The sequence below is a fragment of the Sphingobium sp. B11D3D genome (assembly GCF_025961755.1).
Taxonomy (GTDB): domain Bacteria; phylum Pseudomonadota; class Alphaproteobacteria; order Sphingomonadales; family Sphingomonadaceae; genus Sphingobium.
Window position 1 is genome coordinate 1,823,822 of record NZ_JAOQOG010000001.1, and the last position, 12,476, is coordinate 1,836,297.

Consider the following 12,476-nt stretch of genomic DNA (forward strand, 5'->3'; position numbering starts at 1 on the left):
GGGCGCCTCCGTCAGGCCATGTAGGGCTTGGTGCCGGGATAGGGCTCGAACCCCGGATAATCCTTGTCGTAATAGCCGAAGGGCGGCTCCCAATAATGGCTGTCGACCACGCCGATCAGCTTGGTACCAACCCCCTCAAAATTGCCGCCATATTTGGGCATGGCGATGAGGCCGAGGACCGTGAGCCGACGCACCGCCAGGAAGAAGGGCGTCTTGTCGACCTCCTTGAGCCAGGCGATCTGCTGGGCGTCCGGCGCGGCGGAGAATGGCGCCTGCGTTCCATATTTCGCGGCATAGCCAGCGTTGAACTCGGTCAGGCCGGCCTTGAAGGACGGCCATTGCTCAGCAAAGAAACTGCCCATCGCATTGTCGATGAAGTAGACGATATGCGCATCCCGCGCGCCCGGCATGGCGCCGCCCGGCACGATCTGGTTGGCGATCGCATCGACATTGGCCGCTTCCGCAGGGTTCAGCGTCGTAAAGCTCGTATGCCCCTCGCCCGCTCCTGCGCCGCCATGACCATGCCCGACATGCTCTGCGGCGGACGCGATCTGTGGCCAGTTCAAGGTCACCCAGGCCGCGCTGGCCAGATTGCCGACGGCAGCGAGAAACTGGCGGCGTGAGGGGGAAGTCTGGGTCATAAGGCACTCCGACACCGGCCGGAAAGTGCCATGATTGAGCGCTGCCAGGGGCTCGGAGGGAATACGTCAAACTACGCATTGCGAGGTCGCGCCGGGGCAGCGCAAATGCGGGTCCGCCCTACGCAGTCAGCGCTTCCTTCCCATTGAATTGGCCGGTCATCGCGGGCACCATGCGGCCATGGGTAATTTGGTAGGCAAGACGGCAGACGCATTTCCGCATGGCACCGTCCATCGGGCCGCAGACGATCTTCGGCACGCGCTAACCGCAGATGCCGATTTGCCCGCTCTCTGGGAAAAGCTGACCCCACTCGGCCGGAACGAGTTCATCTGCTGGGTGGAGGACGCCAAACAGGCGAAGACCCGCGAAAGGCGGATCCAGCGAACTTGCGAAGAACTGCGCGAAGGCAAGAAGCGGCCCTGCTGTTGGGCCGGGTGCATTCACCGGACGGACAAGGCCCCCGGGCGATGGCAGCAGGCGGTGCTCATCGATGGTAAGACCGGCAAAACGCCTCCCGCCTAGGCTCGCGCCATCGCCGCCTTCCAGACTCTTCTAGCCCGCAGAAGGGAGCCTTCAACCGGCGGCTTGCGTCACATCGAGCAGCAGCGTGCGGAACTGCTCGTCGGTGGCGTGGGCATGCGTGCGCATCGCGGTCAGAGCGTCCTGCGCACGATCATTGGATAGCCTGTTCGCAAGAGCGATGGCGGTCTCCAGGGAGACGGCATCGGCCGCCACGGCTTTTCGCACGGCGCCAATGATGGCGATGTCGCGTAACGACCCCTGCGGGATCGTCTCGGTATCGCGGTGGGCATCCTTGACGATGCCGCCCATCCAGAGGTTTTCAGCGGGATCGTCGATCGGCTCGAGCGCGTTGATCGCACGGGCCTGATCCCCCCAGCTGCGCGCCAGGGCATCGACAATCTGGGAGACCGGCAGGCCGACGGCAGCAGCGATCGAGGGCAAAGCCTCGGCGGCAAGAACCCGTCCTGCATAGAGGTCTTCCAGACAGACGGTCAGCAAGCTGGTCAGGTCGCGGGCTTGGGTGCTCATGCTGCTCCTCTCCGATGATGCAGCGGCGCGAGAGGCGCCGCCGATCATCCAACGAGAGAGCGCGGTGGACGTTCCGTCCTAGCCCCAGCGATTGATTTCCGGGCCGGGGGCAAAGGCGTGAGCCGGCTGCGGGCTGCCCGCCTGCGCGAGCACCTGCTGCACGCTGGGCCGCGCCTCAACCCGCGCCAGCCACGCCGCCAGGCGCGGCTTGTCGGTGAAGGCATCAGGGACCAGATCACGCATCGGCGCCACCCAGGCGTAGCTTTCCAGATCGGCGATGGAGAAGCTGCCCATGAGCCAGTCGCGCGCCTCAAGGCGGGCCTCGATCTTCTGCGTGGCCTCACGGACCCGTGCCTCGCTGGCAGCACGATGCTCGGCCGAGAGCTGGCCGCTACGCGTCTCGCGCCAGCGCTCGGCCAGATCCTGCGAGGCAATGGGGGCAATCAGCGCATCGAAGCGCCCGTCATCGAGCGCAGCCAAGCGCGGCGTCGTCCACGCCAGGTTGGCCAGGGCCGCCGCGCCGGGCGCGACGCGCTCGATCATCCAGCGACACCAGGCCATCATTTCCCACCGGGCATAGGGATCAGTGGGGCGCAGGCCACAACCGGGCGCGGCGTCATCCAGATAGCAGGCGATGAACACGCTATCGCACAGCGCCTGCCCGTCGACGACGAGCACCGGGCCTTCCCCTTCGACGCTGTAATCCACCTCGAATGCGCGCGGCACGGTCCCGCCATGGCGCTCTGCCATGCCAAGATCGATGGGGCGCAGCTCCGCGTCCAGACCGCTCTCGAACAGCGCGGCGAGCACTGTGAGCGACGGGCCGGTCGGCTCGCCATGATACAGGGTCATCGCCATCACGCTGCCTCCTCGATCAAGGGAATGATGCGCTCGGCAAAGCGGGGCACGCGGCTATAGGCCCAGGTTTCGCGCACGGCCGGGCGCCGCGCAATGGCGCGCAGCCAGCGCATGATGTTGGGGGTTTTTGCGTCGTTCACGTCGTCGGGCTGCATGGAGGGGAGCCCGTAAGCCGAATTGAAGCAATTGATATCCGCCAGCGAGTATTGATCCGAGCCGAGATACTCGCGCTGCCCCAGCGCCCCCTCCAGCTTGGTGATGCCCAGCTTCACCCGCCGCGTCGACTCTGCCAGCTCGGCTTCGCTGAACAAGCCGTAGATCGCCTTGCGCCAGGCAGTGCGGCGCTCCGGCAAGGGAATGCGGTCGATCGCCGCTTTGAGTTCTTCAGGGTCGCGCGACCGGACCTGCGGGCCGATGAAGATGCTCCAGCCGATCATGCTGAACGACGGGCAGAGCCACTGGTCGAGATATTTCATCCACCAGCGCACGCGCCAGCGATCGACCGGGTCTTCAGGCATCATCGAGGGGCCGGGAAAGGCCTCCTCCACATATTCCATCATGGCGGTCGATTCATTGAGCAGCCGGCCGCTATGGGTCATCGCCGGGATCGTCCCCATCGGGTTGATCGCCAGATAGTCCGGCTTGTGCTGATCGAACGAGAGCAGGTCGAGATAATGGCTGTTGAAGGCCACGCCTTTCTCGATGAGAGTAAGCATGGGCTTGCCCGAATTGGCGTTGGGCTCCCAATGGTACAAAGTGACGTCGTTGCTGCTGCTCATCGTAACGCGGGCCGCTGCCCTCTCCTCTCGATCAATTTCAGGCCATCGTCCAGGCGATAAGGTCATGCGTCGCGTCGCGCCGTTCAGAGCGCAGACGCAAGCCGCGGTCCTCAAGCCAGGTCCGGGCGGCGACATAGTCATTCCAGCCGGTCAGACCGGCCACCGGACCAGACATCGCACCGCTGCGACGGATCGCGCGGACGCCGGCCCAGTTGCGGCTGTGCTCTCCGGCAAGGTCGATCTGCTGCACGCCGACGAACTGCCCGGCGAAAGACCGGCTTGCGGCTCTGCGGCTGTCATAGACGACGATGCGGGCTGCCTTCTCCGGGCCAGCGACGGCCCGGGCGCCGAATAAGCCGACAGCCCCTGCCACCGCCGCGCCGCCCAGCAATTGCCGCCGGGAGACGCCGCTCATTTGCCCTTCCCCAGATAGGCCGCCACGGCTTCCAGTTCGGAATCGGTGATGTCCACGCGCGTCTGGCGCGGCATCGCGCCCTTGCCCATGCGCACGACCGCTTTGACATAGTCAGCGGTCAAATCGTCCCGGTTGGCGATCAGCCCCATGGCGGGCGGGTTGCCCATCATCACCTGCTGCTTGGTGATCAGATTGGTGCCCATCCCCCAGTCGAAATGGCAGGCGCCGCACCGATTGGAGAACAGGGCTTCACCGCTATTGGCATTATGCTGCCGGTCACCTGGCGCCATCTGCGCCCGCATGCCGTAAGCGGAGGGTGGCGGCGGGCCGCCTGCCGGAGCACCGCCGGGCTGGGCAGCCCGCGCATCCCTTGTCCCCAGATCATAGGTCGTCATCAGCACGCCGACCGCCATCAGCGTCATGAGGCTCGTTACCTGCCCTATCCTCATGCCAGTGCCTTTCCACGCTGGTCGGCATAGGCGCTGGGCCAGATGCCGTTCTTGCCGGGGGAGAGAATGCCGTTCGGGTCGAGCGTGTTCTTCACCTGCTCGGTCATCCGCCGCATGGCGTGGTTGTTGAACCCGAAGGTATCGGAGATCGCGTCCATCCAGCCGAGATGGGTGCGATATTCGGCATAGCCGTGGGCGGCAGCGTCGGCGATCAGGGCGTTGAACAGCGTCTTGATCGTCTCGACCTGCTTGTCGTTGTCGCGGTCGTACATCAGCATGTTCACATTGTTGCAGAACCGCCCGCCGATGGTGAAGCTGGCGTAGAAATCCACATCATGGTCGTTGATGATCTTGCGGCTGCGGCGCATCTGGTCGAGCACATGTTTGCCGGTGGCCGGGACGACCGGCGAGAAACCCATATGGGCACTGCGCCCGCCAACCCAATCGCCCATCTGCAGCGGAACGGCCGATGGTACGCCGAGCGTCAGGTCCATCACATTGGTCGCATCGCCCTTGCGCCACCAGCGCTCGCCGATCGGCGTCTTGAGGTGCGGCGCGAAGGCGGCCTTCACGACAGCCGCCTTGGCCTTGGTCACCGATTCCTCGCCATAGAGGCGCAACTGCATGTTCCAGTAGCTGAGCTTGTGCTCCTTGAGCAGCTCCTGCACGCGCCAGTCAGGAATGGCACCGGGCTTGTCCCAGAAGTCCTTGCGTTGCCCCAGGATCGTCATCTTGCCAAGCCAACTCGGAATGAAGATCGACTGATCGATGATCCGATTGAGCCGCAGGGGCGTGAGCGTGTCGATCACCCAGGCGATGTCTTCCGCCTGTGGGATTTCAAGGTTCAGCTCTACGGAGGTTTCCGGCTCGGGCATCAGCCACATGCCGGCCTTGGTCACGACGCCCAGGTTGGACTGGGTGAACATCTGGTCCCAGCTCGGGCCATAGCTGAACGGGAAAAGATGCGCGGCCTTGTTGTTCTCCATGGCACCAAGGCCCGTGCGCACCACATCGCCACTGGCGAGCACGACTTCCATGCCGCACAGGTTGCTGGCGTGGACGCCATAAGGCGTGTAGCCGATGCCATGATCGAGCGCGTTGCCAAGCACCGAGCCCCAGCCATTGCCGGGCACGGACATCATCAGCGGCAGCTTCTCGCGCTGGATATGCTCATAAAGATCGATGAAGCCGACGCCCGGCTCGATGACGCAATAGCCCAGTTCCGGATCGACCTCGAGAATGCGGTTCATCCGCCCGAGATCCAGCACCATACAGCCCGGCATCCGCGGCGCTGCCGTGCCATAACCAAGGTTCTTGCCGCGCGCGACCGTCCAGAGGGGCAGCTTGTGCTCATTGGCGATGCGCACGACCGCCTGCACTTCCTCGACCGTGCTCGGGGCTACCGCGCCCGATGCGGTCCAGAGTGTCTCAGGACCCGGCGCATAGATATCCGCATAGGCATCGCGATCTTCATCGCTGGTCATCACCCAGCCCGCACCGACCGCAGCCTGCAACGCCTTGACGGCGGCATCGAAGCGTTGGGGTGACATTCCAGGCGGCAAAACTAGCTTCATGCGCTCACCTCTCCTTGCGGGCCTGTGCGGCCTCTCGCTCTTGCGACTATTGCTATTGTGGGATCATGGGGCGGTCAAAGGAAATGAGGGCGACCACGCGGCCGCCCTCCTCAAGTTTATCTCGCCCTAGGGCCTCAGAAGTCCTTCTTGATCGACACGCGCCATTCGCGCGGCGCGCCGACATTGGCATAGGCCGTGCCAGCGAAACCGTAGACAGCGTCAAACCGCGACGTGTAGTAATATTCGTCGAAGAGGTTGGTCACTTCGAACGACACGGCGAGGTCGCGATCCTGATTGCGCCAGGTCAGCCGGGTGCTGCCGAGCACGTAGGACGGAAAATATTCGAAGTCCGGATTGACCGCGTTCAGCGTTCTGCTGGCCAGCTGCCGGCCGCGATAGGCGACGTCCAGCCTTGGCGTAATCGAGCCGGACCCGCCCATGTCGATCTCATACTGAATGCCTGCGCTCCACTGCGTTTCGGGCGAAACGATGGGGCTGCCGGCGGTGATGGTGCTGCCTACGGCGGGCGAGATCGACTTGTATTCCGAACCGATCAGGCTCAGCGACGCGTCGATCATCAGATTGTCGACCGGAGTTGCCGAAACCTCGGCTTCGAAGCCCCACATCTTGCCGTCGCCGGCATTGGCGATGACCGCGCAGGGCCCGCCGCCATAAGCCGAACAGTCGGAGAGCGGCAGCTGGATCGCCTTATAGTCGTTGTAGAAGCCCGCGAGGTTCACGCGCAGGCGACGGTCGAGCAGATCCGTCTTCAGGCCGATCTCGTAGGCTGTGACGGTCTCCGGCCCGAACGTGCCTTGGGTCGCGTGCGTCGGCAGGAACGGGCGGGCGGTGACGCCGCCGCCCTTGAAGCCCGTGCCCACGGTTCCATAGAGCAACACTTCCGGCGAGAAGCGGTAATCGACGGACAAGCGCCAGTCGACCCGGCTGCCGTCGTACACGGCCTTCAGGTTATTGAGAGCCGAGAGACCGAACGGATCGGGGAAGAGCGGCGCGGTATTGTCGAGGTTCCGCCGGATGAACGTGTAGTCCTTATGCTCCTCAGTGTAGCGGATACCGCCCGTGATCGTCATGCCATCAACCGGACGGACGATCGCGGTGCCGAACACGGCCTTGCTATCCGCATTGATCGGATCGTTGCCGAGGAACTGGAGCGGCACGCCGGGGATGATGTAGCGAATATCCTGAATGGTGAAGTAGGTGCTACGCTGGTCGGAATAGTATCCGCCCACGGTCAAATCGGCCATGTCGCCAAGCTTGGCGTTGACCCGCAGTTCCTGGCTCACGAACCAGAAATCAAGATCGTTGAAGCCGCCGGCGGCCCGCGTCAGCGTCGGCGTGAAATCATCGTCCGTGCCCCAGCGGTTGTTGTAGGAGCGATAGGCCGTGATCGACTGGACCTGGAGATTGTCGGTCACGTCCCAATCGATATGACCAGACACGCCCCAGCCACGGAACTTGTTGCGATTGCCCGTATTCCAGTTGCCGGCTTGACCGCCGGCCGGTAGCCCCCAGCTTGCATAGGTGCACCACGGTCCGCACAGGAAGTTCGAGGCATCGCCCTGCGCGACGATCGGCACTTCCGCAGCGCTCGGGCGGTCGGAATACTGATAGTCGCCGATGATCTGGATATCGAGCTTCTCGCCGGCATAACGCAGCGCGCCGCGTACGCCTGAATAATTGATGCCGCCCAGATCCTCGACCACGCAGTCGGTGTTGGTCGGCACGGCCGGCAGGATGCCCTCGGGATTGCCGGGGTTGGCGCAGCCATAGTCGATCTGCTGGACATAACCGCGCTGGCTCTTGTGGACGCCGGACACGCGAGCAAAGAGCATGTCCGTAATGGGGAAATTCGCCCCGGCCCGTACTTCCACGCGGTTGCGCGAGCCGTAGCTCACTTCGGCAAAACCGCTCGGATCGGCCTCAGGCTTCTTCGAGAACAGTTTGATCGCGCCGCCAATCGAATTGCGACCCGTGAGCGTTCCCTGCGGGCCGCGCAGCACTTCCACGCGCTCCAGGTCGAGCAGGTCGAAATTGGCACCGGTGAGGGTCGGATAATAGACATCATCAACATAAAGCCCGACGCCCGGCTCATAAGCCGGGTTGAAATCGAACTGCCCAATGCCGCGGATGGAGGCGCCCATGGAATCGCCGAACGCGCCGCCCATGGGGGTGAGGGTCACGCTGGGCGCCTGCCGGGCGACCGCGGCGATGTCATCCTGATTGCGCGCTTCAAGTAGCGCCGCATCCACCGCCGTGATCGCCAGTGGCGTATCCTGCAGGCGCTGAGACCGAAATTGTGCAGTAACAATGATATCGGGGGTGCTGTCGGCCTGCGGGGCGGCATCTTGCTGGGCGATAGCGGGCGTCGCCGCCGCGATGGCCATCACCGTAACCGAACCGGCGCACAGCAATGGGCGGATTCTGGACTTCCTGTTCATCACATCTTCTCCTCACCTGTGCGGCTCGATGCAGCCTCACATTGCGCGGGTCTTTGCGACCTCTCGCAGAGCATACAGGAGCCGTTTTTTAGGCTCGTTGATATAGGCAGGAATTCCGGACAGGATCAACTTAAAGGAGACGGCGGCGGCGCGACGGCCGAACTTTTGGTCCCGGCGTGGGACTTATGCATCAGGGCGCTTGTTCAAGAGCGCAGAAACATGTCTGGTTGTGCATCTTTGAAGCACGGCAAAGGCGAACAGCCGCCGCGATGGAGGCGGAGGCCGGCTAACGTCCCAACTTGGCTGCGCGAATCGTTGCCGCTGCGTTCGGGAAAACAGAATGCGGCGAGTTAGCGGTCGCCCTGCCCGGCTCACTTAGCGAGCGCGTGCCTCATCAAATCTCAGGCGAGCGGCGTCGATGTCTTGCAGATGATCTTCCGCCCAGGTCCACACGCCACAAAATGCTTCGCCCAGACTGGCCCCCAGCTCCGTCAGCCGGTAATCCACATGGGGAGGCACGACCGGATGCACCGTGCGGTGGACGAGACCGTTGCGCTCCATCTGCCGCAGGGTCTGCGTCAGCATCTTCTGGCTGATGCCGGGCATCTTCTCGAAGATCCGTGTGAAGCGCTGCTCGCCATGGTCGTGCAGCACCTCGATCAGCAGCATGGTCCATTTGTCTGCGACCTGGCCGATAAGGTCATTGACCAGCGCTTCCACGCGCGGATCGATCTGGTCGTAGCGGTCCGGGCTGGCTGGGACGCTGGGGCGCTTCGCTTGGGCTGTCATTTACACTCTCTTTCCGGTGAGTATCAAACTTTCCGGTGCCTTCTTTCGTTCTGAAAGCTAGGACTTAAATGAGCAGTCGTCCACCAGCAGAATTTGGAGCAGACGGCATGAAGACCACGGGCAACACCATTCTTATCACCGGCGGCGGCTCCGGTATTGGCCGCGCATTGGCGCGCCATTTCCACGAGCTCGGCAACACGGTGATCGTCGCGGGGCGGACAGCAGCGACATTGGCTGAGACCATCCAGGGTCGCGTGGGCATGCACATGCTCACAGTTGATGCGAGCGATCCGGCAAGCATTGAGGCATTCGCGGCCGAAGCGGTGACGCGCTTTCCGGCCATCAACATCCTATTCAACAATGCCGGCATCATGCAGCGCGAGGATCTGACGCGCCGCGGCGACACGACTGTGGCGGAGCAGACCTTCATCACCAATGTGCTGGGGCCGATCCGTCTCACCAATGCCTTGATCGAGCATCTGACGGCGCAGGAAGACGCCGCGATCGTCAACACGACCTCCGGCCTCGCCTTCGTGCCGCTGATCGGCACGCCGAGCTACAGCGCGAGCAAGGCGGCCCTGCACAGCTGGACGGTCTCCCTGCGGGAACAGCTGCGCGGCAAGGTCGAGGTGATCGAATTGGCTCCACCAGCCGTGCGCACCGAGCTAACCCCGGGCCAGTCCACCCGGGAAAACTATATGCCGCTCGAGGATTATGCCTCGGAAGTGATAGCGCTCTTTCAGCAAGTGCCCACGCCCGAGGAAATCCTCGTCGAGAATGTCCGCTTCCTTCGCTCGGCGGAGCGCGAGGGACGGTTTGACGAGACTGTGCGGATGATCAGCACGCTTTGATCGCCAAGGTGGTATGACGAAACATCACCTCCGTCCAAGGGGGCAGGCTCTAACACCTGCGCCCTTGGGCGTGCGAAAGGATCAGGCCGCTTTGGCCGCCTGATAGGCCGCCATCGGCACCCACCAGCCATGAACCTGCGGCCGCATGCGGGTGGGCACGGGCACCTTGGCGACCGGCCCCGCCGGCAGGTCGCCCGCATTCCAGATCCACACCGCGTGCTCGAACTGGTCCGGCGCGGTCTCATGGTCGACGACGCCGACCAGCCAGCCTTCATGACCGGGCTCGCTCGACGGCACATGCACGGTCTCGCTCATTCCATGCGCCGGCGGCAGATTATAGCCGATGATTGCGCCGGTCTCGAAATCCTTCCGCAGGAGCGCGGTGAACATGGCGCCGACGACGCCGCCCATCAGCGGCGGCCCCATGGGCTGCGGGTTCATGCTGCAATACCAGCCCCGCTTGTACGGGCGCCCCTGATCGGCATCGGCAATGCGCGGCATGTCTCCCGGAGGCCCGAGCGGCGTGACCTCCACGCCATCGCCGTCGCCTTTCATATCGACCGTCCAGCGCTGAAAGCCGCCGCCCAGCTCCCAAGGCTGTACATCGATACCGCTGTCCGCGCGGATGTGCGGGAAGGCGATGGTGTCGGTGATGTGATGATCGATATGGACCTTGCCGTCCGGCGTCTCGAACGCATTCATCATATGGAAGCTGGAGGCGCCCTTCGGTCCCTTGAACCAACGGATCTCGGACACATCGCCATAACGCGGCATCACCCCGATGTGATATTCCAGATCTTGCTGGTGAACCCAGTGCGCGCCCTTCGCCTTCACGCGTTCAAGATCGGCGGTGGTGGGCTGCAGCGGGAAGATCGCGTAGTTCTCGGTGATCACGAAGTCATGGACAAGGCTGCAGAACGGAGCCTCGAACGACTGTTCCTTGACAAGTTTGCCGTCCTTGTCGGTCCACCAATAAGCGATGGTCTTAGAGCAGAGGCCATCCGCCTCATAGCCATAGACGAACATCTCCTTGGTCTCGGGATCGATGCGGACATGGGCCGTCATCGTCTGCGACTTGAGCGCGCCACCGAAATCATAGGCGCCGATGGTCTCCAGCGTGTGCGGATCGACCTGATGACCCGGCCCATCCTCCTTGGTCATGATGAGCTTGCCCGCATGCCAGACCGGCGTGGTGTTGGAGACGGTCCCCTCCACGCCCTCGGCCGACGCGTCATTGGTGAAGGGGTTGCGATAGCGGCCGAACAGACGCTTGCCGGCGGCGTTCTCGGCCTTCCAGCGCGGGGTCTGGACATATTTGATGTCATAATCGACCGTGCCGTCCTCATTGAAGAGGATGCGGCTGATCATGCCGTCGTCGGAGAGCGCGGTATCGGGCTGGAAGAACGGCTCGAACTGCGGATCGGGCACTGCCCGGAAGAAAGCGCCGCGCACATCCGCCGGAATGGTGCCCTCGGATGCCGTGAGGCCCTTGAGCGAAACTTCCTGACGGACTGGCGTGTTGAGGCCCATATAGTCCGGCGTTGCGGGAAACGGCATTCTTCTCTCCAGTCAGCTTGCGGTTTCGGGCCTGTTTGGTCTCTCGTTATCGAACTGGCTATGACCCAGCGCGAAGTTCTTCAGGCCAGTATAGACGCATCGGGTTGGTCACCAGCATCTTGCGCTGCAACGCTTCCGTCGGCGCGATGCGTGGGATCATGTCCACAAGCAAGCCATCGTCCGGGATGGCATCCTGCATGTTGGGGTGCGGCCAGTCGGTGCCCCAGATGACCCGATCCTGATAATCGGCGACAAGCGGCGCGACGGCATTGGCAAAATCATTCCAAGGCGCACCGGCGGGATCGAGCCGGTCCGGGCAGGTCGCCTTGAACCAGATGTCATCGCGACTATCGAGCAGGTTGCGGAAGGCCTTCATGTCAGCACCGTCCGGTCCCTGGCGTACATCGGGCCGGCCCATATGGTCGATCACCAGCGGCACCGGGATCGCATCCATGAACGGGCGCAGTTCTTCGAGAATGTCCGCCTCGAAATAGATGACCACATGCCAGCCCTCCGGCAGTCGGCTCGCGACCTCGAGGAACTTGTCCTTGGGAGCATCGTCTACCAGGCGCTTGAGGAAGTTGAAGCGGATGCCGCGCATGCCGCCGGCGTGCAGCGCCTCAAGCTCGGCCTCGCTGATCGCGGGATCGACCACGGCGACACCGCGCGCCTTCCCGTCAGAAACGGCAATGCCGTTCAGGGTCGCGGCATTGTCGGTGCCATGGCAACTCGCCTGGACGATCACGTTGCGGGAAAAGCCCAGATGATCGCGCAGGGCAAAGAGCATGTCCGGGCCTGCATCCTTCGGCAGATATTTGGCCTTCGCGCTGAACGGGAACTGCGCCATCGGCCCGAACACGTGGCAATGCGCATCCACGGCGCCCGGCGGCGGCGTGTAGGCGGGCTTGCTCGGGTTGCTATGCCAGGAAAGGATGCGTTCGGTCATCTCATTGGTTCCGTTCGGGCTGGGCCTGTCGAAGCCCGGTTCTCACTTTCCGCTCGGTTGTTCCAGATGAAACAGCCCTTTGACAAGTATAGGGCGAACGGACTTGCTCC

The 12,476-nt window shown here is 63.3% G+C and carries 13 protein-coding genes; 2 read left to right on the forward strand and 11 right to left on the reverse strand.

All coding sequences use genetic code 11. The features are described 5' to 3' along the window. Positions 1 to 11: 11 nt before the first annotated feature. The gene (locus tag M2334_RS08585; RefSeq protein WP_264570297.1) at positions 12 to 641 is read right to left on the reverse strand and encodes a gluconate 2-dehydrogenase subunit 3 family protein; all 630 of its coding nucleotides are present in this window, start codon (positions 639 to 641) and stop codon (positions 12 to 14) included. Positions 642 to 819: 178 nt separating this feature from the next. Here M2334_RS08585 and M2334_RS08590 point away from each other — a divergent pair, with 178 nt between their 5' ends. Continuing rightward, positions 820 to 1,161: a YdeI/OmpD-associated family protein gene (locus M2334_RS08590; RefSeq protein ID WP_264570296.1), complete on the forward strand. Its 342-nt coding sequence runs from the start codon at positions 820 to 822 to the stop codon at positions 1,159 to 1,161. Between the two features lie 51 nt (positions 1,162 to 1,212). On the opposite strand, the gene M2334_RS08595 is transcribed toward M2334_RS08590, so the two are convergent. From M2334_RS08595 to M2334_RS08630, 8 genes are all read right to left on the reverse strand, one after another. Beyond that, the gene (locus tag M2334_RS08595) at positions 1,213 to 1,689 is read right to left on the reverse strand and encodes a DUF892 family protein (protein WP_264570295.1); all 477 of its coding nucleotides are present in this window, start codon (positions 1,687 to 1,689) and stop codon (positions 1,213 to 1,215) included. Between the two features lie 78 nt (positions 1,690 to 1,767). Further along, positions 1,768 to 2,547: a glutathione S-transferase family protein gene (locus M2334_RS08600; RefSeq protein WP_264605217.1), complete on the reverse strand. Its 780-nt coding sequence runs from the start codon at positions 2,545 to 2,547 to the stop codon at positions 1,768 to 1,770. Then, on the reverse strand, positions 2,547 to 3,326 hold the full coding sequence (locus M2334_RS08605) for a glutathione S-transferase family protein (RefSeq protein WP_264605218.1): 780 nt from the start codon (positions 3,324 to 3,326) through the stop codon (positions 2,547 to 2,549). The genes M2334_RS08600 and M2334_RS08605 overlap by 1 nt, the downstream gene beginning before the upstream one ends. 37 nt (positions 3,327 to 3,363) lie before the next feature. Then, positions 3,364 to 3,741: a twin-arginine translocation signal domain-containing protein gene (locus M2334_RS08610; RefSeq protein ID WP_264605219.1), complete on the reverse strand. Its 378-nt coding sequence runs from the start codon at positions 3,739 to 3,741 to the stop codon at positions 3,364 to 3,366. Further along, positions 3,738 to 4,190, reverse strand: a complete 453-nt coding sequence (locus M2334_RS08615; RefSeq protein WP_264570291.1) for a c-type cytochrome — start codon at positions 4,188 to 4,190, stop codon at positions 3,738 to 3,740. Before M2334_RS08615 ends, M2334_RS08610 begins: the two co-directional genes overlap by 4 nt. Then, positions 4,187 to 5,764, reverse strand: coding sequence for an FAD-binding oxidoreductase (locus M2334_RS08620; protein ID WP_264605220.1), 1,578 nt, complete (start codon positions 5,762 to 5,764; stop codon positions 4,187 to 4,189). Before M2334_RS08620 ends, M2334_RS08615 begins: the two co-directional genes overlap by 4 nt. A 134-nt stretch (positions 5,765 to 5,898) precedes the next feature. Next, a complete protein-coding gene (locus M2334_RS08625) occupies positions 5,899 to 8,223 on the reverse strand; it encodes a TonB-dependent receptor (RefSeq protein WP_181559648.1) in 2,325 nt (774 codons plus the stop codon). A 375-nt stretch (positions 8,224 to 8,598) separates the two neighbouring features. Continuing rightward, positions 8,599 to 9,012 (reverse strand): winged helix-turn-helix transcriptional regulator, encoded by a 414-nt coding sequence (locus M2334_RS08630; RefSeq protein WP_264605221.1) that lies wholly within the window; start codon positions 9,010 to 9,012, stop codon positions 8,599 to 8,601. A 107-nt stretch (positions 9,013 to 9,119) separates the two neighbouring features. Between M2334_RS08630 and M2334_RS08635 the strand changes: the two genes are divergently transcribed. Next, on the forward strand, positions 9,120 to 9,863 hold the full coding sequence (locus tag M2334_RS08635) for an SDR family oxidoreductase (RefSeq protein WP_264605222.1): 744 nt from the start codon (positions 9,120 to 9,122) through the stop codon (positions 9,861 to 9,863). Between the two features lie 81 nt (positions 9,864 to 9,944). Here the strand turns inward: M2334_RS08635 and M2334_RS08640 are convergent, their stop codons facing one another. Continuing rightward, the gene (locus M2334_RS08640; RefSeq protein WP_264605223.1) at positions 9,945 to 11,420 is read right to left on the reverse strand and encodes a carotenoid oxygenase family protein; all 1,476 of its coding nucleotides are present in this window, start codon (positions 11,418 to 11,420) and stop codon (positions 9,945 to 9,947) included. 58 nt (positions 11,421 to 11,478) lie between these two features. Beyond that, on the reverse strand, positions 11,479 to 12,366 hold the full coding sequence (locus M2334_RS08645) for an amidohydrolase family protein (RefSeq protein ID WP_264605224.1): 888 nt from the start codon (positions 12,364 to 12,366) through the stop codon (positions 11,479 to 11,481). Between the last annotated feature and the right edge of the window lie 110 nt (positions 12,367 to 12,476).

What these genes read in the sequence shown, in the direction of transcription:
- M2334_RS08585 (WP_264570297.1), bottom strand. Translation starts at nt 641, where the DNA reads ATGACCCAGACTTCCCCCTCACGCCGCCAGTTTCTCGCTGCCGTCGGC.
- M2334_RS08590 (WP_264570296.1), top strand. Translation starts at nt 820, where the DNA reads ATGGGTAATTTGGTAGGCAAGACGGCAGACGCATTTCCGCATGGCACC.
- M2334_RS08595 (WP_264570295.1), bottom strand. Translation starts at nt 1,689, where the DNA reads ATGAGCACCCAAGCCCGCGACCTGACCAGCTTGCTGACCGTCTGTCTG.
- M2334_RS08600 (WP_264605217.1), bottom strand. Translation starts at nt 2,547, where the DNA reads ATGGCGATGACCCTGTATCATGGCGAGCCGACCGGCCCGTCGCTCACA.
- M2334_RS08605 (WP_264605218.1), bottom strand. Translation starts at nt 3,326, where the DNA reads ATGAGCAGCAGCAACGACGTCACTTTGTACCATTGGGAGCCCAACGCC.
- M2334_RS08610 (WP_264605219.1), bottom strand. Translation starts at nt 3,741, where the DNA reads ATGAGCGGCGTCTCCCGGCGGCAATTGCTGGGCGGCGCGGCGGTGGCA.
- M2334_RS08615 (WP_264570291.1), bottom strand. Translation starts at nt 4,190, where the DNA reads ATGAGGATAGGGCAGGTAACGAGCCTCATGACGCTGATGGCGGTCGGC.
- M2334_RS08620 (WP_264605220.1), bottom strand. Translation starts at nt 5,764, where the DNA reads ATGAAGCTAGTTTTGCCGCCTGGAATGTCACCCCAACGCTTCGATGCC.
- M2334_RS08625 (WP_181559648.1), bottom strand. Translation starts at nt 8,223, where the DNA reads ATGAACAGGAAGTCCAGAATCCGCCCATTGCTGTGCGCCGGTTCGGTT.
- M2334_RS08630 (WP_264605221.1), bottom strand. Translation starts at nt 9,012, where the DNA reads ATGACAGCCCAAGCGAAGCGCCCCAGCGTCCCAGCCAGCCCGGACCGC.
- M2334_RS08635 (WP_264605222.1), top strand. Translation starts at nt 9,120, where the DNA reads ATGAAGACCACGGGCAACACCATTCTTATCACCGGCGGCGGCTCCGGT.
- M2334_RS08640 (WP_264605223.1), bottom strand. Translation starts at nt 11,420, where the DNA reads ATGCCGTTTCCCGCAACGCCGGACTATATGGGCCTCAACACGCCAGTC.
- M2334_RS08645 (WP_264605224.1), bottom strand. Translation starts at nt 12,366, where the DNA reads ATGACCGAACGCATCCTTTCCTGGCATAGCAACCCGAGCAAGCCCGCC.